This window comes from Crateriforma conspicua (genome assembly GCF_007752935.1).
Taxonomy (GTDB): domain Bacteria; phylum Planctomycetota; class Planctomycetia; order Pirellulales; family Pirellulaceae; genus Crateriforma; species Crateriforma conspicua.
The window spans coordinates 6294275-6319378 of record NZ_CP036319.1 but is presented as its reverse complement, the minus strand read 5'-3'; the positions used below and the strand labels follow the sequence as shown (position 1 = coordinate 6319378).

Here is a 25104-nt window from a genome sequence, read left to right as displayed (position 1 = left end):
GGGATTCACCACGTCCTGCGAACGTTTGTCGCAGGCTGGTGTTCCGGTCATGGTGGATGCCTGAAAAACGGCTCGATGAATGCGACGATCAGTAGATCTCCGGTAGCCACGGCGCGGGCCCGGCAAAGGCCGCGTCGATCAGATCGATCTCTTGATCGTCGCCCCCATCGGCTTGGCCCAAGCGGATCAACTGTCGCAACGTGGTGTGACCGCTGTACAGCGTTGCTAAGTCGCGAATGTCCAGACGGACAACGTTCTGCGGCAGCTCCGGTGCATTGGATTGTCGGGCATGACACTGTCCGCGTGAAAACTCCAGTTCCCAGTAACCGCTGTTTGCCGGGAACAGCGAATCGGTGACTCGGATGGTGCATCGACCACTGACGTGTCGGGGATAACCGCGGGCCTGAATGGCTTGTGGGACATCCAGGATACGCAGCATCCACCGCAAGACTTCGTGGACCTCGAACCACAATTCATCGGTCATGAAAAGCAATGGATCGTCGGGGCCGCCGCTCCATCGGAATCGTCCAAAGATCGATCGATGATCATGCAGCAACGCCATCAAACGTCGGACCGCGGCACCCGTGTTGGCGGCATAGTCACTGGCGATCAAGTCCGCCGGCAGGCCATCGTCGCGTCCGGCTTGTTTCAGAATGACGTATCCATCGGGGCGATTGATATCGCCGAACAGGTACGTGAGGCATCGGCGACCGTCGTAGGGATGAATCAATCGATCCCATAAGCCTTCGGTCCGCAGGATGTTGCCATTTGTCGCGTGGGCTCGAACGCGATGGGCGTAGTCCAACGCGTCCAGTGGGGCTGATTCGAATCGCGTGCAAGTCAATGTTCGGTCCGGACGCGGTAACGAACGCAGCGGAAGGCTGTAATCGTAGCGCGTGCCGGCCTGTTCGAATCCCACCGAGCGATAAAGGTGCTGTGTCGACGCGTACAAGGATGCGATCGGAATTCCCTCGTTACGCAATTCCTTCAGCGTTTCAATCAGCAGCGTCGCGCACACACCGCCACCGCGATAGGCAGGGTCAATCGCAACCCCCGAGATGCCTGCGGCGGGAATCGGTTGTCCGCCATAGACGTGTTGCATGCGATAGAACGCCAAGCCCCCGACCAGGGATTGGCCGGCATGAATGACACGGACATTCTCGCGACCGATTCGGCCAAGGTATGTCTGCCACTGATCCAGCGAATTGCCAAGCAGCGATTCTTGAGCAATGTCAACGTATTCCGATTCGGTCCTCGCGGCATTGCATTGGTCAAATGTCCGTACGATCAAGTCACTGGCAGTCATGGGCGCGTTCGCGGCAATCGTGGGGCGGTCGGGGCAGGGCGTTCAGACCCGCTCAGGTCGAATCTTAGGCTGATGTGCGGAGTTTGGGGGGAAGCATGCTGTGGTCTGGGGATTGGGTGGTGTGTGTACCGGAAATGGGGTGCTGGCACAGACAGTTCAGCCCAGCCTTCGGTTCGCAGGAGTCTCTGATTGCCAGTTGGATGCGTTTCCGGCCACGGATCGCTTCTGCTAGGATGTGGCCACGATGGCGGCAATTGGCCAGGCGGTAATTCCGCCAAGCAACAACTTGGCGACGCATGACAACAAGGGAATCGATGGAAAGTATCCCCCAGCCGACCGATGGTGCCGTATCGGGACCGGCGCGTTCCGAAAGTTATCGTGAATTGACCGCTCGGGCGGTCGTGCTTGGCGTGATTCAGGGCGTGATATTGAACGTCGCGTTCGTGTACGCCGCACTGAAACTTGGGTTTTCAATTGGCGGGTCGACCGTTGCGTCGATCATGGGGTATGCGTTGTTGCGAGGCGTTTTTCGCAACGGCACGATGGTTGAAAACAACATCAACCAAACCATCGCTTCGGGAATCAACACGGCGGGCACGGGGGTCGTGTTCACGGTTCCCGCGTTGTTCATGCTGGACGCCGCTTGGCGTGCCGACGGCGGTGCGGGATTGGAGTTTCAGGTTTTGCCACTGGTCATCGCCGGTGTGGCCGGCGCCGTTCTTGGCGTCGTTGCCATCATTCCGCTGCGGAAACAGATGGTCGAATTGGACCGGTTGCGGTTTCCATCCGGTGTGGCCACGGCCACGATCATCCGGGCCGGTTCAACCGGAATGGAAAAGGCCAAGCTGTTGGCGGCGGGTTTCGCGATCAGCGCCCTTTGGAAACTGGTCATGGTATCGGGCTGGTTGGAAACGCCCGGCTTGATTGAGAAGTATGGCGCGGGCATTGCCGAGGAAGAATTGCTGTTTGGCTTTGGCATCATTCCGGCCTATTGGGCACCGGCGGTATACCTTTCGCTGATGAACATGGCGGCGGGGATGCTGGCCGGTCGCAGCGGGCTTCCTTTCTTGTTAGGCGGCTTGATTTCTTGGTGGCTGATTTCGCCCACCGCGGTGGCGTCGGGATGGATCCCCGCGGATCTGGCCGTGGACGAAACCGCCGGTTTTATCTATTCGAAAATGCTGCGTCCGTTGGGGATCGGCGTGTTAATCGGTGGCGCACTGATGGGCGTGGTGACCAGTTTTCCCGCCATCAAAGGCGCGATCGGATCGTTGGCGTCGGCGACCAAAACGGCGGGCAGTGGCAAAGTCGTCGGCAGCGATGAAATGAAATTGCCTGTACTGATCGGCGGCAGCGTGCTGGCAATGGTCCTGTTCTTTGTTGCTTCAATGATGACGCCGGGGGTGACGGTTGCCGGTGCGTCGCTTTCCGCAATCGTCGGGACACTTTGGCTGGGGCTTGCCGCATTGATTGTGGCCCAGGCGACCGGGCTGACAGACATTTCCCCGATGTCCGGCATGGCGCTGATCAGCGTCACCCTGATGATGTTTCTGTTGAACAAGAACATTGCCGCATCCATGGTGGTCGGCGTGGCCGTGTGCGTGGCAATCGGCCAAGGGGCCGACATGATGCAAGACTTGAAGACCGGTTTTTTGATCGGTGCCCGTCCGGTCAAGCAACAGTTGGTTCAATTCGCAACGACGTGGGCTGGTCCGATCATTTCGCTGGCCGTGATTTACATCCTGTGGCACGGGGGACCCAACGGCCAGAACGGTTTCGGTGAAGGCACCGCGTTGCCGGCGCCCCAGGGCGGTGCGTTGATGGGGATCATTGATGCCGTCAACACGGGCAATGTTCCGATCGACAAGTACGTGATGGGCGGCTTGGCGGGGGCGACGCTCGGTGCCGCACCGATGAGCGGGCTTGGGGTTTTGGTCGGTTTGGCGATGTACCTGCCGTTTTCAATCACGCTGGGTTACGGATTGGGATGTCTGTTGCAGATGGCGATTCAGCGGGTCAAAGGTGTTGCATTCTGTGAACACAAGCTGGTCCCTTTTGCGGCCGGATTGATCGTCGGCGAAGCCCTGATGGGAATCGCACACGCTGGATTTTCAATCCTTCGTGCAGCCTAGTTGATCGGGAGAAATTTCATGCGTCAGATCGGCTTGGCTCTGTTTGTGATCGGATTGTTGGTCGCGGTGATGTGTGGTGCAAAGTTGCCCGCCGATCCCGACCATGCTTTTCCTAATACCTGGCCCGTCTTTGTGGTTGCCTGGCTGGTGGCTGTGGCCGGTTTGGTGATGTGGCGACGTGATCTGGCCGAATCACACCAGCATCATGATGACACGACCAGTCACGGCCAGCCCGGCGTCCAGACCTTCGACGCTTTGCGATTGATGGACGCGATGACCAGCGAAATCGCGGTGGCATCAGCCGGCACCGATGCCAAGGATCCGGCGTTTCTGGACCGCTTGGATCGTCTGATGCAAGAACACATCGAACCCTTCGTCGATCAACGTCAGCGGCTGATTCGCCAATTAGGACTACAGAAGGCGTCCGAAGTCTTGGTGGCGGTGGCGGTGGGCGAACGACTGATCAATCGCAGTTGGTCCGCGGCGGCTGATGGTTACCCCGACGAAGCGAATGCATCCTTGGCCGAAGCCGCATCGGCAATGGGCGAAGCCCAAAGCGCGTTGACTCGCGCGATGCAATCGATCTAGCCGGCCCGCGAAAAATTGACGCGGCCGGGGCATGATGCTTTGCGATATCGGATCAGGCATGTGGGCGGTATGTTCGACAGGCCGACATGTCCCCCATTCGCGACCGCAAACCTTACCGATGAACTGCTTTTCAGGTTCGCCACCATCTGGCCTGTTGAATTCGGAATTGCTGCAATACCTGCGCGGCAATGACGATCACGCCGAACACCACATTACGTTGCTGCAGCAGGCGGAAACCTGCTTGAATGATCCGTCGGTGGAAGCGGCCGATCGTATGGACGTGGCTGGTCGAATCGAACGATGGCGGTACCAAACGCTTAACGAGTGGCGTGACGAACCGGTGCCGGGCCAAGAACAATTGATCGATTCATTGGATCGTTGGACCTGTTGGTTGCGTCAAATTGATCGTGAAACGCCTCGTTCGCTTCGTCATCATTTGACCTCGGCGTCATCCGATGACGACACCTGGCAGGCCGCAATCGATGGCCGGATGGCAATGCCCGAGCTTTGCGAAGCCGCCCAACAGAAGACACATCGGTTGTTTTCTGTCTCGGTATCCGATCAGCCGAATGCGACCAAGCGTCGAATGTTGCTGTATGCACCGTTGTACGTTTCCAGTCACTGCGTGAACCATTGTGTGTACTGTGGATTCAAGTACGACATGGACATCCAACGAACGCATTTGGACATCGACGATGTGATGGTCCAGGCGGATATTCTTTTGGATAATGGTTTTCAGCATCAGTTGTTGGTTGCCGGTGATTTTCCCCGTCTGACGACGACGTCGTATTTCTGTGATCTGATTCAATGCATGCGAGATCGTGGGCTGGAGATCAGTATCGAAATTGCTTCGCAGTCATCCGATTCCTATCAGGCAATGGCTGACGCGGGCGCGACGGGATTAACGCTGTACCAAGAAACCTACGATCCGGAGGTGTATCGATTGGTGCACCCTCGTGGCCCCAAGCAGTCGTACGATTGGCGACTGGAAGCACCCGAACGGGCCGCCGAGACGGGGTTCTCACGAATCGGGATCGGAGTGTTGCTGGGCCTGGCTGATCCGGTTTCAGATGTGCAGATGATGATCCGACATGCAAAGTACTTGAAACATCAATTTCCACACCTGCGATTGGCTCTCAGCCTGCCGCGTTTGCATCAGACGCCTGACGGTTACCAAGTCAAACATCCGATCGATGACGAACAATTGATCCGATTCTATGCGGCGTGTCGTTTGGCGATTCCGGACGTCGAGTTGGTCCTTTCGACCCGAGAACCGGCTGCTTTGCGGGATCGTTTGGCCAAGATCTGTATCACACAGATGAGTGCCGGCAGCAGCACGACACCCGGAGGCTATCAATCGGACGGCTGTAAACAGGATGACGCTGATCCGGATGGTCAGTTTCCGGTGACCGACCAGCGATCCGTTCACCAAGTTCGTGATTGGTTGTGCAAAGAAAACTTTGACGTCCGTTGGCGATTCGCTTAATCTTCCGGCCGGGATCCTCCGTTGGCGGGGGACATCAATGCTCACGCACGGGGAAACGGGTCGATGTCGGATACGCTTCATTCACCACAGCATGCGCCGATGACGTCGGGGGCAGCGGACAAACCCAAGTCTCGAACCGGTTGTCTGTTGATGGGTCTGGGCGGCGGCTGTTTGGGCGTCATTCTGTTGTGCGGTGGCGTCATGGGGTTTGGCGTTTTCAGCCTGTTCACCCTGATCAAATCCAGCGATCCCTATCAACAATCGTTGGCTAGGGCACAGGCGAATGAGACATTGATCGCAGAATTGGGCCAGCCGATCGAAGCGGGCTGGATGCTTCAGGGCAACATCAACCTGAACGACGACGACGGGGACGCCGACCTGACGTATCCCATTTCCGGTCCCAACGGATCGGCGACCGTCAAAGTCAAAGGATCCAAACAGGACGGCGTCTGGACTTACGAAATCATGCGAGCGACCGTCGACGGATCGGGAACCCAAGTCGACCTGGGCGATGCCGCCACCGGATCGCAAGAGGAATCTGTCGTGGAAGAAGTTTCGCTTTGACTTCAAGCAACGGTTTAATTTGACGTCAGGCAATCGCGTCAAGCGATGACTTCATTCACCACATTGCCATGGACGTCGGTCAGCCGAAAGTCGCGACCGGCGTAATTGAACGTCAGTTGTTTGTGGTCCAAACCCATCAAGTGCAGCACGGTCGCATGAAGATCGTGCAGGTGAACGCGGCCTTCGACTGCCTTGTAACCTAGTTCGTCGGTGCTTCCGTACTGGAATCCGCCACGCACACCGCCGCCGGCCATCCACATCGTGTAGCCATTGGGGTTGTGATCCCGGCCATCCAAGTTTTCTTTTGCGGTGTCGGGCGTGCGCCCAAATTCGCCGCCCCATAGAACCAGTGTTCGTTCCAGCAATCCCCGTTGCCGCAAATCCTTGATCAGGCCCGCGATGGGCTGGTCGGTCGCCGCGGCACGCGCGTTGTGGCCACTAACCAAGTTGTTGTGTTGGTCCCAGAATTCGTCGCATAGTTCGATGTGACGTACGCCGGCTTCGACCATACGTCGGGCCAGCAAGCATTGGCGGCCGAAATTGTCCGACGGCTTGCCGTTGCCGATGCCGTACAAGTCCAACGTTGCCTGGGATTCGTCAGCCAGGTTCATCACCGACGGCAATTCGGACTGCATGCGAAAACCAAGTTCATACGAATCGATCACCGCATCGACTTGTGATGTGTCGGCCGGATTCATTTGTTCGGCCAAATCTCGGTTCATCGATTGCAGCAACTCGATTTGCCGGCTTTGCTGGCGACGATTCAACAGGGGATTGGAAAGATTGCCGACCGACGCATTCTTCACAGGTGTCTTGATGTCGCCGATCGCGGTTCCCTGAAACACCGCAGGCAGAAAAGCGGTCCCGTAGTTTTTGGCACCCCCATTGATGACCGGCGGGCTGATGCTGACAAAGCCGGGCAGATTCTGGTTCTCCGTCCCCAGCCCATACAGTAACCAAGACCCCAAAGACGGACGGGTAAACGTGAATGATCCGGTGTGAAGCTGCAGCATCGCAGGGGTGTGATTTCCGATGTCGGTGTGCATGCCCGAAAGCACGCACAATTCATCAGCGACCTCTGCGGTGTGTTTCAATAGATCCGATACCCACAAACCGCTTTCGCCACGCTGTTTCCACTTCCAATGGCTGGGGGTCAGTTGACGCCTCGGCTTCTTTCCTTTGGCCGGTTTCGCATCATTGGCCGACGTCGAGGCATTGCGATTGGCTTGTTTGTCCAGTTCCGGTTTACGTTCGAACGTCTCCATCGCCGATGGTCCGCCCCGCATGTGCAGGAAGATAAAGTGATCGGCTTTGGGCATGTGGTGGGGCGTTTTCGGAGCCAATGGTCCGGGCATGGCATTGCCGTTTGCCGGACCGGCGGCCGACCCACCGGCCAAATCGCGCGCTCTGCACAGCAGGTCGGACAACGCGATTGATCCGAAACCGCATGTGGCGGCCGATAACATTTGTCGTCGTGTGGGTTGCACAGAAACCTCAGCAGGGCGGGGGACTTCGTTGTGGCCAAAAAATGGTTTTCGAGAATCGCGGTCTTAATTCAACAATCGAAATTCGGCGCTGGCCAACAACGTTTGGCAATAGACCGTCCAAACGTCGAGTCGGGCGTCGATTGGTTTTGATGAATCGTTGGATCTGGAAGCGTCGTCGGGAATGCACGCTGGCTGTTTGATGAACCCTCTGGCACGCTGAATTTCATCTTCGCCGGGCGATCGAGCAAAACACAGGTGATACGCGTGGGTGATTCGTGCCTGATCGTCGGCCAGCGAAGGGTCGTTCAGTAGATTGGATGCGAATGATCGAGCCATGCGAATCACGTCGGGGCTGTTCATCAGATACAGCGATTGTGTCGGCGTCGTGTTGGCGCTACGCATTCCCTGGATGTTCGATGGCTCTGGGAAGTCGAAAATCTTCAGGCTTTCGGGAACCAGCCCTCGGATGATCGGCAGGTAGATGCTGCGGCGATTGAACGGTTCCTCCAAAACGCGAGTGTTCAAGTTTCGGCCCACCTCTCCTTCGCCAATTCGCGCGACCAGGGATTGATCCAAAGGCGATACATCGATCAGGCCGCTGACGGTCAGCATCGCATCGCGAAAGGGTTCGGCTTCCAGTTGCCGTCGTGACATTCGCCAGCGTAGGCGATTGTCGGGGTCAGCCTGGTAATCGGTCGGATCAAACTCCGACGACTGGCGATAGGTGCTGGTATGCACCAGTTCTCGCACCATCGATTTCAAAGACCAGTGATGCTGGTTCACCATCGTGTGGGCAAGGTGATCCAACAATGTGGGATGACTGGGCGGTGAACCGGAAACACCAAAGTTGTCGACGGTTTCGACGATGCCCCGTCCCATCAGGTGCTGCCAAATTCGATTGACGATGACTCGAGAGGTCAAAGGATTTTCGGACGCAACGATCCATTGGGCCAATTCGCGTCGCCCGCTTTCTGTCTTGCCGATCTGCGCATCGAACTTGTCCAAGTCGGCATTGCACTGATTCACGGCGGAAAGGAAAGATCGCGGGACGACTTCGCCACGTTGGTTCTTTTCGCCTCGAATCAAAATCGCCGCGTCGTTGGCTTTGCCTTTCTCGCGGACGCCGATGAAAAATCGTGGTGATTCGAGGATCGATGCATCGATCGACGCCAGTTCATCTTGCCGCTGTTTCAAAATCTTGCGGGCGGCACTTAGCTGCCGAACCGCAGTCGCCGTTTTTCGATCCACGGTGTCGGGCAAAGATTTCGGATCCGCATTGCGGTATTCCTCGGGCACCGCCCGAATCCGATTCGGCAACTGTCGCTTGGATGCTGCAATCTGTCGTTGCAGTTGGGTCGCCTTTTTCTGCAACTGGTCCAAGTCCTTTCGTGTTTTGGCGTCCGGCAGCGGATCCAGCGACAGGTACACCTTTAGTTGATCAGCCAAACCTGCGGGGCGATTGGTTCCCCCGCCATACAGTGTTTCGGTGCTCTGGAAAATTCCCGACAGCGCGTAATAGTCGGCGGTTGGAATCGGATCAAACTTGTGGTCGTGGCAGCGTGCGCATGAAACCGTCAAACCCAAAAAAGCTTTGGACACGACATCGATCTGGTCATCGACGATGTCGTGGGTCAAGTTGCCGCCGTTCAGCGACTTGCTGCCGATCGCCAGCATGCCCGTCGCAATCCGTTGACGCTCGCGTTCTTGGGCATCGGTCGAATCCAACAAGTCACCAGCGATCTGGTCGGTGACGAATTGATCGTAGGGCAGGTCGCGGTTCAGTGCGTCGATCACATAGTCGCGGTAACGCCAAGCATGGATCATCAACACGTCGCGACTGCTGCCGGCGGATTCGCCATAGCGAACGACATCCAGCCAGTGTCGTGCCCAACGACGCCCGAACTCTTTAGAACCCAACATTGCATCGACGATCTTTGCGTAGTGCGTCTCCGATGGGTCGGCGGTGAAAGAGGCAACCAATTCAGGCGACGGCGGCAGACCCAACAGGTCAAAGCTAAGCCGACGGATCAACACCTCGGGCGCCGCGTCGCGATTGGGGGACATGGCCCGTTCACGCAGACCGGCCAAGATGAAACGGTCCACGTCGCTGCGGGACCACTGATCATCCTGGATGACGGGAACTTCGGGCGCGACGACGGGTTGAATCGACCAAAGTTCTGATGCCGCGGGGGATGCGGATTTGGTGTCTGGTACTGCCGGCGTCTTGCCTTTCGATTTTCGTGGGTCCGGTGCGCCGCGAGCGATCCACTTGCGAAAGGATGCGATGGTTTCCGGCGGCAATTGACCGTCCGGTGGCATTTCCGTATCGCGATATTCCAAAGCGCTCAGCAAGGTGCTGGCACCGGGCCGTCCCGGAATGATGGCCGGACCGCTGATTCCGCCGCTTCGCATCGCGTCAGCGGAATCCAGCCACAAATCGCCGCCGACATCATCGGTGGCGTCGCTGTGGCATTCGTAGCAATGCTTCACCAGAGTGGGACGGACTACCTTTTCAAAGATTTCCAATCCAATCGGATCTGGCGTATTCGAATCGGCCGGGGCATCGGCCGGGGCATCGGCCGCACCAGATTCGTTTTGTTGGCTGATGACCAGGCAGGCCAAGACAACCACATGCCGAAGCACACAGCGATGCATGGGGCAATCCATTCAAGCACGCCAGGGTCGGGTCGATCCCCGATGGGCAGAATCGGGTGACCGCGACGGTCGCGCAACGAGGTGGGACGGGTGGGGGAGGGCAACTGACTTGTGGCCCGTCGCGACCTAGGTGCGGCGGGCGTGAAGACAGCGACGCGTCGGATCGTCGCGAACGATTCGACGCGTCGGACGATTCAGGCTAACCCACCAAGCGGTGTGGATGCAAACTTTTGGTGGCAAAATCCAACACCGCTTCATGCCGCGTGTTCACCCGTGGGGTGATGATTCGGCTTCAATTACCCACCGGCGATGCCAGGTAGGGTGCGCCGCCGGATGATCGTCCGGAATCCCCCAGTTGGATCAACAAATTGCTAGACGTCGGCAAAATGTCGACACTGGCTTGCGATTCCAACAGAGCATCGATTTCCATCACTTCCAGCAGGGTGTTCAGGATTTCTTGGTCTTCCTTGGCGATCTCATTCAGCTTGTTGCCCACGATATTCGGTCGGGCTGCAGAAGCTTCGGCAAGTTTCTGAGAAACCTTGAAGGCAGTTTCACTGCGAATCAGGCCGACGCGGTTTTCACCATCTTGCTTCATGGCGCTGGTGACCTGAACCAAGCGTTTGACCACTTTGTCAGTGATGTTGTCGACCATTTGGGCGTCGGTAAATTCAACCTTTCGGATGTAGACCGAACCCAATCGGTAGCCCCATTTTTCGCTAAGCGGCGATACGGTTTGGCGTACGGTACGCGAAAGGCTGTGTCGATCCTCCAACATTTTTTCCATTTCCAAATTGCTCAGCGTGGAAATGGTCGAACTGGTCACGTTGGCTTGCAACGATCCATCCGGGTTGGCGTTGGTGAACAGGAACGCGACCGGATCCTTGACCTGCATCTCGTACCAAATGCCGACACCCATCGGCGTGCCTTCTTCGCTGTTGACCATCTGGCTGCGCAGATAGTGTTGTCGCAGCGCCGTGCTGACGACGTACTTCTTTCCGAAAAACGGAATCAACAATGCTTTGGGGCCGAAATAGGCAATGGGAAAATGCAATCCGGCGATATCGATGGTTCCCACCACCTTTCCGAACAACGTGAAGACTTGTGCTTCGCACTCGTTCACGCAGGTGTAGATGCCGAACGTTCGGGCCAGCCCCAATAGGAACGGGACGAAGACCAGTCCGACGACGAAAGCAAACATGTATGTCATGGCTGAAGGTCCTGGTTATGAACGTTGGTTGGCGGATTGAACGATGCGTCCGGCGCGTTTGTAAAGCGGGATCTTGGCGTTGCGGACGTACGCCGATAGGCAATCCGATCCACCTTCGTTTTTGATCGTCGACAGGGTGCTAGCCAATTCCTGAAGCGGTGCGACTTCGGCCTGGGCGTTGTTGGTCGCAATTTCGACCGCCCGTGCACTCATCGTGATCTGCTGTTCTGAATCGGCTCGGGCCGTGCTGATGTCTGCGGCCACTTGGTTACGCGTGCTGTTGATGGCCGACAGTGCCCGGTCGACTTGGGCGGGCGGATCGATCTCGGTGATCAACGCGGCGTCCAGTTCGATTCCGTAACGACCCGTGGTCGATTGGCATTGCTGTTCCATGTACTGATTCAGCAAAGGCAGGTTTTTGCGCAGATCGTTGATCGAGACGCCTTCGGAAAGGTCCAGCGAACTGGCGGCGGTTGAATTTCCGTCGGCTTGATCCAGTTCGTCATTGGAAAGCAGCGTTTGGCCTTTGGGATCGGTAAAGTTAGCGATCCGTTCTCGCAGCACCGAAACGAAATAGCCCATCACGTGTTCCAACGGGCTGGCCACACCGAACAAGTAGGCGTACAGATTCTGTTCGCTGATTCGATAGCGAATTTGCCCGTTCACGCCGGTCGTCAAATTGTCCTTGGTGACCGCTTCGATTGTGTCTTGGGCTTTGGTCGGGTCCCAAGACAGGTCGACCGCTTGCGTGGCAACACTAACCTTGTGAACTCTTTGCCAAGGGAATTTGAAATACGGACCCCCGGGGCCAATCACTTGCACCTGAGGATACCGATAACGTTCCTGTTCCTCGGTGCTCATCGACGACTCATCGGTCATTCCCGGCGCCTGGCTGCCGGGCATCACCGTCGCGGCACCAAAGCTTGTGATGACGGCGCGTTGGTCAGGCGATACCGTATACAGACAGCCAGTCAGGATACGAATGGCGGCGTAGACGAATACACCAAACCCGAAGACGAACAAATGGATCATGGTTGATCTCGCTGCGGTTTATGCATCGATTGGAAAGGTTCACCAAGTCAGATCGCGACGCCGATCCATTGGGTGACTTGAAAAGCAGCATACCGGCGCCGTTATTGACGTGCATGACGTCGTCGCTGGATCCCGGAGTGATTTGTCGTCATGACTGGACGGCGTTTTTGGCAGGCGGGGCAACCGTCGAAGTGCCCGTCTGCCGATCGGCGAGCGGTCGAAAGAATCTTCGACCCAAGCGGACACATTGCGTGAATACGACCGTTGTGCGATCAAACTTAGCCCACGGTTTGGCGTTTGGTTCGTCCCACGCCAAATTGTTTGTGAATTCGATCTCCGAAGACTTTTTATAAGACCGCATCATGGGACTTCCATCGTTCGACACACTGTTGCAGCAAATGGACCACGAGCGTCCCGAACACCGTGTCGTCGCGGTCGGTGCCGATGATGCGACCGTGCTGCAGGCTTTGCACACCGCGAAACACCGTCGATGGGTTCGTCCGGTGGTGGTCGGTGACCAGCCCGAAATCCAGCGGCTTTCTGAATCGCTGGACATCAATTTGGCCGACTGGGATGTGATTCACTCGGATAATCCGGCGGTCGACGCGGTTCGGGCAATCGTCGACGGCCGCGGCGACTTCTTGATGAAGGGACGCGTTTCGACACCCGATTTGCTGAAAGCGGTTTTGGATCGTCACGCGGGACTGAGAACCGGTGAAACCGTATGCCAAATCGTTCTGATGGAGATTCCTCGTGACGATCGACGCTTTCTGTTGACCGATACGGGAATCACCATCCAGCCTGATCCACAACAGGCCGAAAGTATTTTTAGGCAAGTCGTTCGCGTTGCCCACGGCCTGGGAGCGCAGCAACCGGTTGTTGCGACCATGGCGGCGACCGAAAAGAGCAACGCCGCAATGCCTGAAACAGCGTTGGCGACCACACTGGCGGGTCGTCTCAGCAACACCGCTGCCGCAGATATCGTCGGACCATGTTCGTTCGACTTGGCCTATTCGCAGGAATCCGCCAAAAGAAAGAGTGTTGACGACGGGGCTATGGGATCCGCCGATGTCATGCTGTTTCCTAACCTGTTGTCGGCAAACTTGACGGTGAAGGCCATCATGTACACCAGCGATTGCCGGTTCGGGGGCATGCTTTCCGGCGTGGCTTGTCCGGTCGTGTTCATGTCACGATCGGATGATGTGCCGACACGCATCCGATCCCTGGCACTCGCATCGTATGCACATCGCTGTGCCGACGAATAAATGCTGTTGATCGGCGATCAGATCTCGGACGTTTGATCCCACCGAGGAGGACGCTTTTCAAGGAAGGCCCGGATCCCTTCGTCGGCCTCCGGGTCACACGCGTTGCGTGTCATGACGTCGACCGCGTCGGCGTACGCATCTGTTTCGCTCAGATGCAGTTGTCGGTAGAAAGCAGCTTTGCCGATCGTCGCCGCGTGTCCGCTAGATTCGACAATGTTTTGGGCAAGACTAAGCGTGGTTTCAGGCAATTCGTCGTCGTCGCAAACCGCGTTGACGAATCCGACATCGTAAGCACGTTGTGCCGTGATAGGGCGCCCGGTCAACAACATTTCCATCGCCAATTTTGGCGGTAACCCGCGAACCATCGGGACCATCGGTGTGGTGCAGAACAGACCGATCTTGACACCGGGCGTTGCGAAGGCGGCTGATCGGCCCGCCACGATCAGATCGCAGGATGCGACAAGCTGGCATCCCGCTGCGGTGGCAAGTCCTTGCACCTGAGCGATGACGGGTTGTGGGATCTGACGAATCCGCTGCATCGTCGTCGTGCACTGGCGAAAAAGTCGCTCGTAGTCTTCGGCCGATCGATCGACCATTTCTTTCAAGTCGTGGCCAGACGAGAACACCTTTCCGCTTGCCGCGATGATAACGACACGCACTGTCGTATCGCCGCCCAGTGCCGACAAGGCGCGTTCCAGGTCGGCCAAAACCCGAAGTGACAGGGCGTTACGTTTCTGTGGTCGATCCAGAGTGACGTGGGCAATCGAGTCGGTGATCTGGACACGGACTTCGGACGAAATCGATGGGGGCATGGAACGGCGATACGTTGGTCGGGCGAAAAGGCAGGAATCCGACTGAATTTGACCGAAAGATACGTTGGGCGTTGCCCATCGCCCAGCCGGTTGCCCATCGCCCAGCCGCTGGATTCTCTATCAGCGGATTCATCGCGCACGCCGCGTCGATCCGTTTCTCTAGGGTCGTGCCCGCGGGTCGGTGGTGGGAACGCCAAAATTGATCCCTGGGATGAAGTGACGGTGGGATGACGGTACGCCGTAATTGATGCCGGGCACGATGTTGCGATAAGGCGACCGCAAACCGTTGGCCGGCAACAAGGCTCGGTCGATACGATGTCGAAGTTCCGCTTCGCTATGACGTCGGTGGTCGGTGACGATCAAGGATGGTTGTCTGGCTTGTTTGAACGACCCGGCACGCCTGCCGAGGCTTCGATAGTCTGTGATGGCAACCCATCCCCAAGAGACCTTCGCGTCAGAGGCATCTTTGGGTTGTCCGAATGATGCCGATTTTGCTTGCCGCCACTTTCGGTACAGTTCGTCGACCCGTCGGCTGTAGTCATCACCGTTCGACACGGACCGTGGAAAGCAGGCCCCGAACGAAAGGGCAGACCACACAGCAACAGCGACACACACTCGTGATCGCAGGCCAATCGTGGGCGTCGGGGAAACTGGTGTCGGTTTGCCTAGCCACAGCAAATTCATCAGTGGGGCTTTGTACGAAACAGGGTTGGGGTGGTCAGGGCGGTGGGCCGGGACCGGGTGGCACCGAAAAGCGGGCAACCAGTGAAATCCTTCGTCTTGACCCGTTGATCGGGCAAGCCGGTATCGCCAAACTTGGCACTGGACATTTGTGACGCACTCGAGGGTTTGGGGCGACGATGCTGGCGCGACTGAAGACTTTGACGCTGTTGGGAATCGAGGCCAAACCGGTCGATGTGGAAGTCGACATTTCGCCTGCCGCGATGCCCAAGACGATCTTGGTCGGTCTGCCCGACACGGCGGTGAAAGAATCGACGCACCGTGTTGAACGTGCGATCGTCAACAGCGGGTTCACCCGCCCGCACGATCGAATCGTGATCAATCTGGCACCGGGTGATCTGCCCAAACAGGCCGCGTCGTTCGATTTGCCCGTGGCTTTGGGGGTGCTTTCCGGCAGCGGTCAACTGGCGCCCGACCGTTTGGAACAGTACGCGATCGTCGGTGAACTTGCTTTAGAAGGTCACACTCGGCGGATCAAAGGTGCCCTGTCCATCGCGATCGAAGCAGTCAAGTGTGGAATCACCGGCTTGGTCGTGCCCCGCGAAAACGCCGAGGAGGCGGCGGTGGTCGATGACCTGGAAGTGATTCCGGTCGACAGCTTGGCACAGGCCGTCGCATTTTTTGCGAGCGAGATCGACATTGCACCTCAGCCCAGTCGCGTGGACGAGCTATTCGATGAATTCAGCGTCTACGATCTGGATTTCGCCGACGTCCGCGGCCAAGAAATGGCCAAACGCGCGATGACGCTGGCCGCCGCCGGCGCGCACAACCTGTTGATGATCGGTCCGCCGGGGTCGGGAAAGACAATGTTGGCCAAGCGAATGCCGACGATCTTGCCGCAACTGACCGCCGCGGAATCGATCGAAACGACACGCATTTATAGTGCTTTAGGCCAGCTTCCAAGTGGCCAACCGCTGCTTGCAAAAAGGCCTTTTCGAAGTCCCCACCATACGATCAGCGACGCCGGTTTGGTCGGCGGCGGAAGCCCACCGGCACCCGGCGAGATCAGCAAAGCGCACAACGGCATTTTGTTTTTGGACGAATTGCCGGAATTCAATCGCAAGACGCTGGAAGTCATGCGACAACCGTTGGAAGACGGCGTCGTGACGATCAGCCGGGCGCTGTCCAGCAGCCAATTTCCGTCCGACTTTATGTTGATCGCCGCAGCAAACCCTTGCCCATGCGGTTACCGCAGTGATCCACGCCGCAGTTGCAATTGCACGCCGCCACAAATCGAACGCTATGTCGGGAAGATTAGCGGTCCGTTGCTTGATCGCGTCGACATGCATATCGAAGTCCCCGCGGTCCCCTTCGATGAATTGTCATCCCAATCCGCGGACGGCACATCCAGTCAACAAATGCGACAGGATGTCGAACGTGCGCGTCAGGTCCAAGCCGTTCGCTTTGACGCCAAGGCGTCTCGGTACAACGCACAGATGACCAGCCCCGAAGTCCGCAAACACTGCGCGTTGACCAGTGCGTGCCAAACCATGTTGCGGTCCAGCGTGGAGGAGATGGGGCTGTCGGCCCGGGCACACGACAAAATCTTGCGTGTGGCCCGAACGATCGCCGATGTCGACGGCAGCGATTGCATCCGCGAAGAACACTTGGCCGAAGCGATCGGCTATCGCAGTTTAGACCGTGATTTTTGGGTCTGATTCGTCCGTCGATCGCGACTTGGTTCGACGTCCGCGGTGGGAAGTGACCAAAAGCTGCTGCGTTGCTTTTTGCAGCGGATTGCCGGGGCCAATCTCGGTAAGGGTCCCGAAGACGGCATCGGAGGCGGGTTTAGGCGACGGTGGTGTTCGCTGGATTCATGCGACGTTGTCGCTGTCGCATGTCGCGCCAGAATGCGTGGGTCTTCTTTTGCCCTGATCCGCCATTCGTTGTTCATTCGCATGAATTCAGCCCATCGCCCCTACCGGCATACCAAGATCGTTGCGACCGTTGGCCCCGCCACCGAGTCGCCCGAAATGTTGCGTGAATTGATTCGTGCCGGCGTCGATTTGGTGCGGCTGAACATGGCGCACGGTTCGGTCGAGTGGGTTGGGGAAGTCATCGCGAGGATTCGTGAGGCTTCCGATGCTGTGAACCGCCAAGTCGCCGTGATGATGGATGTGAAGGGCCCCGAGATTCGTACCGGCCCGGTGGAACAACCCGTTGAATTGAAATGCGGCGACCGTTTGGAGTTGCACGTGGATCCGCCGCAACCGTGCGATGACGGCGTGCATCGTGTGAGTGTCAACTATCGCGATTTGCCCGCCGATGTTTCCGTCGGTGCGACAGTCTTGGTCGACAGTGGTTTGCTGCGGTTTCGCGTCTTGGAAACCGATGACACCAAAGTCGTGATGGAGGTGCTGACCGCGGGAACGCTGGGGTCACGACGGCACATCAATCTGCCGGGGATTCAAGTCAAATTGCCCGCCTTGACGGAAAAAGATAAACGGGATTTGCAAGCCGGCGTCGAAGCAGGAATTGACTTCGTGGCATTGTCGTTCGTACGACAGGCCGAGGATATCCGAACCCTGCAAACCTATCTGGACGAACTGGGAAGCAAGGCCCGGATCGTCGCCAAGATCGAAGACCAGGCGGGCGTGCGTAACATGCACGAAATCATCTGTGCCGCTGATGGCGTGATGGTGGCTCGTGGTGACTTGGGCATTGAAATTGAATACCACCGGTTGCCGCTGGTGCAAACGCAACTGGTTCGTGCCTGCCAGATGGAAGGTAAACCGGTCATCATTGCCACCCACTTGTTGGAATCAATGATTCATGCGCCGATTCCCACGCGTGCCGAAATCAGCGATGTGTCCAACGCGATTCGCGAACAAGCCGACGCAATCATGCTGTCGGGCGAAACGACCACGGGATCGTATCCGCTGGAGTCCGTGGAAGCACTGAAAAGCATTGTCGGCAGTATCGAACCATCGATTTCGACGCCGATCAATAAACGGATCGTCTTGCACGAACCGAAATCGAAAATGCTGCGTGCATCGGTTTCGTTGGCCACTGAACTGGGCAATTCGGGAATCGTGGTCTTCACCAGAAGCGGATTTCTGGCCTACGTGTTGGGGGCGTTGAAAGCCCGTGACGTTCCGATCTACGCATTCACCGATCTGCCGATTACCTTCCACCAGTTGTTGCTGCCCTGGGGCGTCGAGCCATTTTTGATTGATTTCGACGAGGATCCAGAAAAGACGATTCAAAATGCGCTACAGATCCTCAGCAAAAATAAATGGTGCGTGCCCGACCAGTGGTTGGTCGTGATCACCAACGCGCTGGCCGAAGGCAAGATCATCGATACGTTGCAGTTGCGACAGGTGCCACCAGCTTCCGGGACCTGATTCCGACACCGGTGACCGGACGCGATCGTGGTGGCCCGGCAAAGCCGGATGGTCAGTCGATGCGGTGGGGGGATTCACACCGAATTCATTTTCCGTTGAACGGTACACGCCGCTGAAGACCACACTGAAAACGCTTAGAATGCGACCCGATCGAGTCGTGGGAGTGTCGAATGACCGGAGCGCAGACGGTTGCTAAGTGATGAAGAAATGGCCACCTATGAGTGGCAGATGTGGGTGCCGGACTTTGGTGAACATGGCCAACAAAAACTGAAGGATGCCAGTGTGATGGTGTCACGCGTCGGCGGCGTGGGCAGCGTTGTGGCCTATGAACTTGCCGCCGCCGGTGTCGGCAAGTTGGTGCTGGCACACGCCGGTAATGTGAAGCCCAGCGATTTGAATCGCCAGTTGCTGATGACGCACGATTGGATTGGAAAGCCACGCATCGAATCGGTTCGCCGACGTTTGTTGGAATTGAATCCTCGGCTGGAAATCGTCGCCGTCGGGGAAAACGTCAATACCGATAACGCCGCGGACTTGGTCGCTCAAGCTGATGTCGTGGTCGACTGTGCACCGCTATTCGAAGAACGGTTTGCAATGAATCAGCAGGCTGTCCAACAGGGCAAACCGTTGGTCGAAGGTGCGATGTATGAAATGGAAGCTCATTTGACCACGATCATTCCCGGTGCAACGCCGTGTTTGCGTTGTTTGTATCCGGAATTGCCGCAGCCGTGGAAACGACAGTTTCCCGTATTTGGCGCCGTTTCCGGTTCGGTCGCCTGCATGGCAGCAATGGAAGCGATCAAGCTGGTTTCTGGACTCGGAGATCCACTTGCCAACCGAATGCTGCAGATGGATCTGCGAGACATGTCGTTTCGAATGTTAAAGATTGACCGGCGTCAGTCGTGTTCGACCTGCCGACACTTGTTCACGGCCGATTCCCAACCAACGGTGACCGAAAGCATCCAATGAATCTGGTGATACCCACGGCACTGCGCAAGCATTGCGACGGACGAAAGCAAATCGAATCGACCGCGTCCACCGTCGGCGATGCACTGGAGGGCATCGCGAAAGATTACCCGGAACTGCACGCAGCGTTGATCGGGCCCGACGGTGATGTCGCGTCCCATATCAATCTGTTCGTCAATGATCAGAACGTTCGTGATTTGTCAGGGCTACAAACGGTTGCTGGTGAACGCGATGAGTTGTTGATTGTGTCGGCACTGGCCGGAGGCTGAATGTGGAATCGGTGGATTTGTTTTCCGCGGAAGAGCGCGTTCGATATTCTCGGCACTTTACCTTGCCCGAGGTCGGTGTCGGTGGCCAAGTAAAACTGAAACGGGCGTCCGTGCTGTTGATCGGTGCGGGCGGTTTGGGAGCGCCGGTGGCCATGTACTTGGCGGCTGCCGGGGTGGGCCGTTTGGGGCTGGTGGATTTCGATCGCGTCGACCAATCCAACCTGCAACGACAAATCATTCATGGCACCAACGATGTGGGGAAGCCAAAGGTCGAGTCGGCTGGACAAGCCCTGGCGGACATCAACCCACATGTGAGGTTGCAGCTTTTTGATGAACCACTGACATCCGAAAACGCAATGCAGCGGGTGGCAGACTATGACATCGTGATCGACGGCACCGACAACTTTGCGACCCGCTATTTGGTCAATGATGTTTGTGTGTTATCGGGTAAACCCAATTGCTATGGTTCGATTTTTCAGTTCGAAGGGCAAGCGTCGGTGTTCGCCCTCGGGGATGGTCCGTGTTATCGATGTCTTTATCCCAAGCCACCCGCGCCGGGAACCGTTCCCTCGTGTGCCGAAGGCGGCGTCTTGGGCGTGCTGCCCGGCATCATCGGAATGATTCAGGCGACCGAGGCGGTGAAGCTGATCTTGGGCGAGGGCAGATCGCTGTCAGGTCGACTGGTGTTGTACGACGCCTTGCAAATGCGGTTTCGCGAAGTGAAAGTGCGTCGTGATCTCCAGTGTCCCGTCTGTGGCGATCGTCCCAGTATCACCCGACCCATCGACTACCAAGAATTTTGCGGAGCCCCAAAAATGTCTTCAGCCGACGCCAGCGAACAAAGCCCATGGGACGTCCAGCCCAGCGATGTTCAGAAACGATTGCAGTCGGGAGCGGACTTCATTCTGCTGGATGTTCGCGAACCTCACGAATACGAGATCTGTCACCTGGGCGGGACGCTGATTCCGTTAGGTGAACTGCACCAGCGCGCCGGCGAACTGGATGCATCATGCGAAATCATTGTCCACTGCAAGATGGGCGGACGCAGCGCCAAAGCGGTCCAACAGCTTCGTCAATTGGGATTTGAAAACGTGCACAACATGCGTGGCGGCATTCACGCGTGGTCGGATGAAATCGATTCGTCCGTTCCAAAGTATTGATGCCATTGGCGGATCAATGACGGGAATCCACGTCAGTGGTCCCAGTCAGCTTGCCATCATTCAGTTGAAAGATGGTGTCGGCCAGTGTGTCGGCTTCGCTTCGGTTATGAGTCACGTGCAAAGTGGTCACACCGGTTTGACGTTTGATCTCCAGCAATAGTGACAGGATTTCTTCACGCGTTGTTTCGTCCAGTGCACTCAGGGGTTCGTCCAGCAACAGCACCGCCGGCTGAAACGAGAGCGCGCGGCCCAGTGCCACACGTTGGCGTTCGCCTCCGCTAAGTCCCTGGATCCGACGCTCCGTCAAATGACTGATTCCCAACAGACCGGCTAAGTCACTGGTGCGGCTGGCGATGTCGGTGGTGGCCACGCGTCGCAAACGCAATGCGAATTCCAAGTGTTCTTGGACCGTCAGCGTCGGAAACAAGGCTAGGTCTTGGGGAACGTAGCCGACCTGACGGTCACCCGGTGGCCAATGGGTGACGTCGGTCGAACCAATCGTGATCGACCCCGATGTCACCGCGCGAAGGCCGCAAATTGCTTCCAAAATGGTCGTTTTGCCTCGACCTGTTCGTCCCATCAATGCCGCATAGGTACCCGTGGGAATTGTCGCCGATACATCGGACAACTCAAAAGTCCCGGCTCGGATAGTGACGCGATCCAGGGCAATCATGATCCCAATTCCGTACCCAAAAGTCTTAGGATCAACAGCACGACGATCGCCATCAGGACCATCAGCAACGAAACCGCGACTGCAGCGTTCAGTTGGCCGATACTGAGTTCCAAGAAAACGGTGGTCGACAGGACCTCGGTCCTCATCCGTGTCGCACCAGCGAAAACCAAAATCGGTCCGAATTCGCCCAACGCTCGTGCCCATGCGATGGTCGTCGCCGCAATCATCCCACGCCAAGCCTGCGGCAAGACGATTTGCAGGAATGCCTGTCCTCGGGTGCAACCAAGTGTGCGGGCGACGTTTTCGGGACGTGGGTCGATCTGGTCAAAGGTGACCCGCATCGTCCGAACTGAAAATGCACAGGCAACGGTGAATTGGGCCAGGACGACTGCCGGCCACTGATAAGTCACAGGAAAGCCAACTCGATCACGCAGCCAAGATTCCAGTTCCCAGCCGCCGACGGGCAAGTGAAACAAAATCAACAGGCTAAGCCCAAGGACCAACGGCGGCAGCACAATTGGGATGTCGACCAACGTGTCGATTGCCATGCGGCCGGGAAACTGGAATCGCGATAGCAGATAGCCCAGCGGTGTGGCGACCCACACCGACAATAGCGCGGCGGCCGTGCAGGAAAGCAGTGTTAAGCGAAAAGCATATTGAATTTCCGGCTTCTTCAGTGCCGCGACAAAATCGTCGAAACTGACAAACAAGATGTCGGCGGCCAACAGCAGCACGATCAGGAGAATGAAGCCGGATGAGATGCCACCCATCACCAGAAAGAACGGCGCATCGGACCTGCGGCGAAGCGGAGGTGCGATGGACGTCGGCGGATGGGGCGGTCGATCGGCAACGCTGTTCATTCAGCGAATTTCATCCGATTCCAACCGCCAGCGGAACCCTTCTGCTGCAAAGATTTCTTGTGATTCTGTCGAACATATCTTTTGGAACAAACGCGAGGCGGTTTCCGGATGTGAAGATTCCTTGTTGACGGCCCAGGGTTGGACGGCTGTGCTGCATTCGATTCCGGTGATTTGAATGGCATCCAAAAACTCACCCGCCCCCGCTGCGTTACTCAAGTAAGCCACCGCTGCGTCCAAGGATCCGGTTTGCAATTGGTTGACCAGCATATCGCCGGTTGGAGTTTGGACAGTCACGTTGGGCATGATTTCTTCCTGTACGCCCCCTTCACGGAAAGTATTCTGCGTAATCCACCCCATGGCACATTGTTTCTCGTGCCCGATGCCGACTCGCAGGCCTTCGCGGGCCAGGTTCTTCAGTGATGCGATATTGTGCGGGTTGCCTTTCTGAACCAGGATGACCAGTTCGTTTTGTGAGACCTGGACCGGCTGTGGAAAAAGGTCGTGCACTTGGTTCATGAATTCCTGGTCGCACGCAAAGTAGGCGTCGGGATGTTGGCCGGCTTGCATCTGGGCGACCAAAATGCCGCACCCGTTATAAACGCGATTCACGGTGACGCCTTCGCGTTCTTCAAATGCGGCAATCGTGTCTTCGATGGCGGGACGCAACATCGAACCGGCAAAGACGGACAATTCGGGGACGTCCGCCCAGACATCATGTCCGGCGGTTTGAAAACCCTGTTGATCGTACTGGATCAGCCCACGATCTTTCGCTGACACGTACCGGGCGAAGTGCAACGCGGCGGTGGGTTGTTTGCTTTGGTCGATCACCCCCACGGCTACGCGGCTGACAGCCGGTTTCAATTCGGGTAATTCGACGGCAACCAAATCGGGATAGGTGTGCAAGACGGCGTCATAAACAAAACCGACGTCGGCGGCGCCCACGACAATGTCGCTTGCCACTTCGGTCACCGTCGCACGGTAGGCGACCGTGGCGGCGGACACATCGTCCCACTGGCCGGACTGTTGCAGCGTTTGTTGAACCAGTTTCCCGACCGCGGCGGTTTCTGGGCTAGCCTGGACCAATTTTACCGAATCGGAAAGTATGTCGTCTAAGGATTGAATGTTTTCGGCGTCCTGGCGACGTACAGCGACCACCACCTGCATGTCGGCGATGGGCAAGATTTCTCGGATCAAACCTTTTTGTTGCGCCAGCTTCAAATAACTATCATCGGCGGGCAGAAAAAGATCGCCGGCACCACTGACATCAACGGATGACAATAGTGTCTGGCTGGGGCCGTACTGAATTTGAATTTCGCGGGCGTATTCGTCTTCGTAGCGTTCCCGTATCGCTTCCATGACGGCTCGATTGCTGGCGGCGCAGTACAAAACGATCGGCGGTTGGCCGTCGGTGGAAGTCGTTTGGGACGAAAAATTGACACCTGCCATCGTCGTGATCAGCAAACCGAGCACGACGATCGAACCCAACATCCATAGCAAAGGGCGGTTCATCGAACGGACCCATGATCGAAGGAAAGAAAATTGCGGGTGGCGATAGACGTTTATCGCCCGGACGGAATTTCAAGCAGGACGGGCGGGCGATTTTTGCCTTCTTCTCGGCTGCGATCCGGCGGGCTGTTTTCGATGCCACCGAACAGGTCGTTTTCCCATTGCGCCGCGATCATCAAATCGAATCCCGGATTGCGTTCTTTGACCAAGCATGAGCAGGCCGAGCACAGGAAACGGCTGATGTTTTCAATCAAATGTTCCTGCACCATTTCGCCTGGAAGTACCTCCAAGGCTCGCCCACGGCCAAACACCGGAATGAAAAGCGGTTGCCCTTCATCAAACGCCTCTTGCTGAAATCCGATCAGCAGCTTTTCCAAGTACGGGTCCGCAACACCGTCGTCGCCCATTTCCAGCACACTGAATCGCAGCAGCAGCGGAAGGTCCGAGTATAGTTCCGATCCGGGAAGCCCGACGCCGTCGGGAAGTTCCAGTTGTTCGGGCAAGCTTTCGAGCGATCGTTCGAGACGCTCGCGAGATTCGCGGTTCAACGTTTCATTGGTGCCGGGAATCATCAGCCATACCACCGAGTCGCCCGCCATCAGCCGACGTCGCAGTTCCGTGCGGATTGGCGAAGCGACCAGCTGTTCGCAAAGCTGTTCATTCAAGCTGCCAGCGATCTGTTGTGTCCAACGACCTCGGCTGAGCTTGGTTCGGACGACGACCAACGGCAATGCGGCATCGCCGGTCGCCGCCTTGCGTCCGATTGCGACCAATTCGGCGGGCTGTGATTGTGTGATGTCCACCGTTTGAACATCCACGTTGCACTTTGATTGATCATCGCCGATCGGTCCGGTCAAACGATCAATCCATTGACGTTGATCTTCACTGATGGGGGAATCGTGAATGACCAAGACCTGGCAATCATCGGGGGCCCAACGTTCCAGTGCGTAGCGAAACACTGGGATGTTGCAGGCCGATGCCGTGATCGACATGGCGATCAGCCCGACAGCCATCCCGAGGCATCGCAGGCCCGTTGTTTGAACCATGC

21 protein-coding genes are annotated in these 25104 nt (G+C 57.1%); 10 read left to right on the top strand and 11 right to left on the bottom strand.

The features are described 5' to 3' along the window. Positions 1 to 88 precede the first annotated feature (88 nt). On the bottom strand, positions 89 to 1306 hold the full coding sequence (locus Mal65_RS23085) for a GNAT family N-acetyltransferase (protein WP_145303217.1): 1218 nt from the start codon (positions 1304 to 1306) through the stop codon (positions 89 to 91). A gap of 314 nt (positions 1307 to 1620) precedes the next feature. Here Mal65_RS23085 and Mal65_RS23080 point away from each other — a divergent pair, with 314 nt between their 5' ends. The 4 genes from Mal65_RS23080 (at position 1621) to Mal65_RS23065 (ending at position 6076) form a co-directional block, all read left to right on the top strand. Further along, entirely contained in the window at positions 1621 to 3438 is a 1818-nt protein-coding gene (locus Mal65_RS23080) for an OPT family oligopeptide transporter (protein ID WP_165701484.1), read from the top strand. Between the two features lie 18 nt (positions 3439 to 3456). Continuing rightward, entirely contained in the window at positions 3457 to 4026 is a 570-nt protein-coding gene (locus tag Mal65_RS23075; protein ID WP_145303211.1) for a hypothetical protein, read from the top strand. A gap of 118 nt (positions 4027 to 4144) precedes the next feature. Continuing rightward, complete coding sequence (locus Mal65_RS23070; RefSeq protein ID WP_165701483.1) at positions 4145 to 5512, top strand: radical SAM protein; 1368 nt, start codon at positions 4145 to 4147, stop codon at positions 5510 to 5512. 63 nt (positions 5513 to 5575) lie between these two features. After that, positions 5576 to 6076 carry a cytochrome c oxidase assembly factor Coa1 family protein gene (locus Mal65_RS23065; protein ID WP_196784390.1) on the top strand — a complete coding sequence of 167 codons (501 nt, stop codon included), beginning with the start codon at positions 5576 to 5578 and terminating at the stop codon, positions 6074 to 6076. 38 nt (positions 6077 to 6114) lie between these two features. On the opposite strand, the gene Mal65_RS23060 is transcribed toward Mal65_RS23065, so the two are convergent. The 4 genes from Mal65_RS23060 to Mal65_RS23045 all read right to left on the bottom strand — a co-directional run bounded on the left by Mal65_RS23060 (position 6115) and on the right by Mal65_RS23045 (position 12460). Beyond that, complete coding sequence (locus Mal65_RS23060; RefSeq protein ID WP_145303205.1) at positions 6115 to 7542, bottom strand: DUF1501 domain-containing protein; 1428 nt, start codon at positions 7540 to 7542, stop codon at positions 6115 to 6117. An 84-nt stretch (positions 7543 to 7626) separates the two neighbouring features. Beyond that, on the bottom strand, positions 7627 to 10218 hold the full coding sequence (locus Mal65_RS23055) for a DUF1553 domain-containing protein (RefSeq protein WP_165701482.1): 2592 nt from the start codon (positions 10216 to 10218) through the stop codon (positions 7627 to 7629). 292 nt (positions 10219 to 10510) lie between these two features. Continuing rightward, complete coding sequence (locus tag Mal65_RS23050) at positions 10511 to 11428, bottom strand: SPFH domain-containing protein (protein ID WP_145303199.1); 918 nt, start codon at positions 11426 to 11428, stop codon at positions 10511 to 10513. A 15-nt stretch (positions 11429 to 11443) separates the two neighbouring features. Continuing rightward, a complete protein-coding gene (locus tag Mal65_RS23045; protein WP_145303197.1) occupies positions 11444 to 12460 on the bottom strand; it encodes an SPFH domain-containing protein in 1017 nt (338 codons plus the stop codon). Between the two features lie 362 nt (positions 12461 to 12822). On the opposite strand from Mal65_RS23045, the gene Mal65_RS23040 reads away from it, so the two are divergent. Continuing rightward, entirely contained in the window at positions 12823 to 13725 is a 903-nt protein-coding gene (locus Mal65_RS23040) for a phosphate acyltransferase (protein ID WP_145303194.1), read from the top strand. A gap of 17 nt (positions 13726 to 13742) precedes the next feature. Here the strand turns inward: Mal65_RS23040 and Mal65_RS23035 are convergent, their stop codons facing one another. Beyond that, complete coding sequence (locus Mal65_RS23035; RefSeq protein ID WP_145303192.1) at positions 13743 to 14537, bottom strand: enoyl-CoA hydratase; 795 nt, start codon at positions 14535 to 14537, stop codon at positions 13743 to 13745. A gap of 159 nt (positions 14538 to 14696) precedes the next feature. Next, positions 14697 to 14900 carry a hypothetical protein gene (locus tag Mal65_RS26705; protein ID WP_165701481.1) on the bottom strand — a complete coding sequence of 68 codons (204 nt, stop codon included), beginning with the start codon at positions 14898 to 14900 and terminating at the stop codon, positions 14697 to 14699. A 497-nt stretch (positions 14901 to 15397) separates the two neighbouring features. Here Mal65_RS26705 and Mal65_RS23030 point away from each other — a divergent pair, with 497 nt between their 5' ends. From Mal65_RS23030 to moeB, 5 genes are all read left to right on the top strand, one after another. After that, positions 15398 to 16936, top strand: coding sequence for a YifB family Mg chelatase-like AAA ATPase (locus tag Mal65_RS23030; protein ID WP_145303189.1), 1539 nt, complete (start codon positions 15398 to 15400; stop codon positions 16934 to 16936). A gap of 240 nt (positions 16937 to 17176) precedes the next feature. Further along, positions 17177 to 18622: a pyruvate kinase gene (pyk, locus tag Mal65_RS23025; protein WP_145303186.1), complete on the top strand. Its 1446-nt coding sequence runs from the start codon at positions 17177 to 17179 to the stop codon at positions 18620 to 18622. A gap of 189 nt (positions 18623 to 18811) precedes the next feature. After that, on the top strand, positions 18812 to 19591 hold the full coding sequence (locus Mal65_RS23020) for a HesA/MoeB/ThiF family protein (protein ID WP_231131224.1): 780 nt from the start codon (positions 18812 to 18814) through the stop codon (positions 19589 to 19591). Continuing rightward, positions 19588 to 19857, top strand: coding sequence for a MoaD/ThiS family protein (locus tag Mal65_RS23015; protein WP_145303180.1), 270 nt, complete (start codon positions 19588 to 19590; stop codon positions 19855 to 19857). Before Mal65_RS23020 ends, Mal65_RS23015 begins: the two co-directional genes overlap by 4 nt. Before the next feature lie 11 nt (positions 19858 to 19868). Further along, positions 19869 to 21017 carry a molybdopterin-synthase adenylyltransferase MoeB gene (gene moeB, locus Mal65_RS23010; RefSeq protein ID WP_231131223.1) on the top strand — a complete coding sequence of 383 codons (1149 nt, stop codon included), beginning with the start codon at positions 19869 to 19871 and terminating at the stop codon, positions 21015 to 21017. A gap of 13 nt (positions 21018 to 21030) precedes the next feature. Here the strand turns inward: moeB and Mal65_RS23005 are convergent, their stop codons facing one another. The 4 genes from Mal65_RS23005 to Mal65_RS22990 are packed head-to-tail and all read right to left on the bottom strand — an operon-like array spanning position 21031 to position 25102. Beyond that, complete coding sequence (locus Mal65_RS23005) at positions 21031 to 21690, bottom strand: ABC transporter ATP-binding protein (RefSeq protein WP_145303174.1); 660 nt, start codon at positions 21688 to 21690, stop codon at positions 21031 to 21033. Next, positions 21687 to 22550, bottom strand: coding sequence for an ABC transporter permease (locus tag Mal65_RS23000; RefSeq protein ID WP_196784389.1), 864 nt, complete (start codon positions 22548 to 22550; stop codon positions 21687 to 21689). Before Mal65_RS23000 ends, Mal65_RS23005 begins: the two co-directional genes overlap by 4 nt. After that, on the bottom strand, positions 22551 to 24059 hold the full coding sequence (gene modA / locus Mal65_RS22995) for a molybdate ABC transporter substrate-binding protein (RefSeq protein ID WP_145303171.1): 1509 nt from the start codon (positions 24057 to 24059) through the stop codon (positions 22551 to 22553). A gap of 50 nt (positions 24060 to 24109) precedes the next feature. Beyond that, positions 24110 to 25102: a hypothetical protein gene (locus Mal65_RS22990; protein ID WP_145303168.1), complete on the bottom strand. Its 993-nt coding sequence runs from the start codon at positions 25100 to 25102 to the stop codon at positions 24110 to 24112. Between the last annotated feature and the right edge of the window lie 2 nt (positions 25103 to 25104).

What these genes read in the sequence shown, in the direction of transcription:
- Mal65_RS23085 (WP_145303217.1), bottom strand. Translation starts at nt 1,306, where the DNA reads ATGACTGCCAGTGACTTGATCGTACGGACATTTGACCAATGCAATGCC.
- Mal65_RS23080 (WP_165701484.1), top strand. Translation starts at nt 1,621, where the DNA reads ATGGAAAGTATCCCCCAGCCGACCGATGGTGCCGTATCGGGACCGGCG.
- Mal65_RS23075 (WP_145303211.1), top strand. Translation starts at nt 3,457, where the DNA reads ATGCGTCAGATCGGCTTGGCTCTGTTTGTGATCGGATTGTTGGTCGCG.
- Mal65_RS23070 (WP_165701483.1), top strand. Translation starts at nt 4,145, where the DNA reads ATGAACTGCTTTTCAGGTTCGCCACCATCTGGCCTGTTGAATTCGGAA.
- Mal65_RS23065 (WP_196784390.1), top strand. Translation starts at nt 5,576, where the DNA reads ATGTCGGATACGCTTCATTCACCACAGCATGCGCCGATGACGTCGGGG.
- Mal65_RS23060 (WP_145303205.1), bottom strand. Translation starts at nt 7,542, where the DNA reads ATGTTATCGGCCGCCACATGCGGTTTCGGATCAATCGCGTTGTCCGAC.
- Mal65_RS23055 (WP_165701482.1), bottom strand. Translation starts at nt 10,218, where the DNA reads ATGCATCGCTGTGTGCTTCGGCATGTGGTTGTCTTGGCCTGCCTGGTC.
- Mal65_RS23050 (WP_145303199.1), bottom strand. Translation starts at nt 11,428, where the DNA reads ATGACATACATGTTTGCTTTCGTCGTCGGACTGGTCTTCGTCCCGTTC.
- Mal65_RS23045 (WP_145303197.1), bottom strand. Translation starts at nt 12,460, where the DNA reads ATGATCCATTTGTTCGTCTTCGGGTTTGGTGTATTCGTCTACGCCGCC.
- Mal65_RS23040 (WP_145303194.1), top strand. Translation starts at nt 12,823, where the DNA reads ATGGGACTTCCATCGTTCGACACACTGTTGCAGCAAATGGACCACGAG.
- Mal65_RS23035 (WP_145303192.1), bottom strand. Translation starts at nt 14,537, where the DNA reads ATGCCCCCATCGATTTCGTCCGAAGTCCGTGTCCAGATCACCGACTCG.
- Mal65_RS23030 (WP_145303189.1), top strand. Translation starts at nt 15,398, where the DNA reads ATGCTGGCGCGACTGAAGACTTTGACGCTGTTGGGAATCGAGGCCAAA.
- pyk (WP_145303186.1), top strand. Translation starts at nt 17,177, where the DNA reads ATGAATTCAGCCCATCGCCCCTACCGGCATACCAAGATCGTTGCGACC.
- Mal65_RS23015 (WP_145303180.1), top strand. Translation starts at nt 19,588, where the DNA reads ATGAATCTGGTGATACCCACGGCACTGCGCAAGCATTGCGACGGACGA.
- Mal65_RS23005 (WP_145303174.1), bottom strand. Translation starts at nt 21,690, where the DNA reads ATGATTGCCCTGGATCGCGTCACTATCCGAGCCGGGACTTTTGAGTTG.
- Mal65_RS23000 (WP_196784389.1), bottom strand. Translation starts at nt 22,550, where the DNA reads ATGAACAGCGTTGCCGATCGACCGCCCCATCCGCCGACGTCCATCGCA.
- modA (WP_145303171.1), bottom strand. Translation starts at nt 24,059, where the DNA reads ATGAACCGCCCTTTGCTATGGATGTTGGGTTCGATCGTCGTGCTCGGT.
- Mal65_RS22990 (WP_145303168.1), bottom strand. Translation starts at nt 25,102, where the DNA reads ATGGTTCAAACAACGGGCCTGCGATGCCTCGGGATGGCTGTCGGGCTG.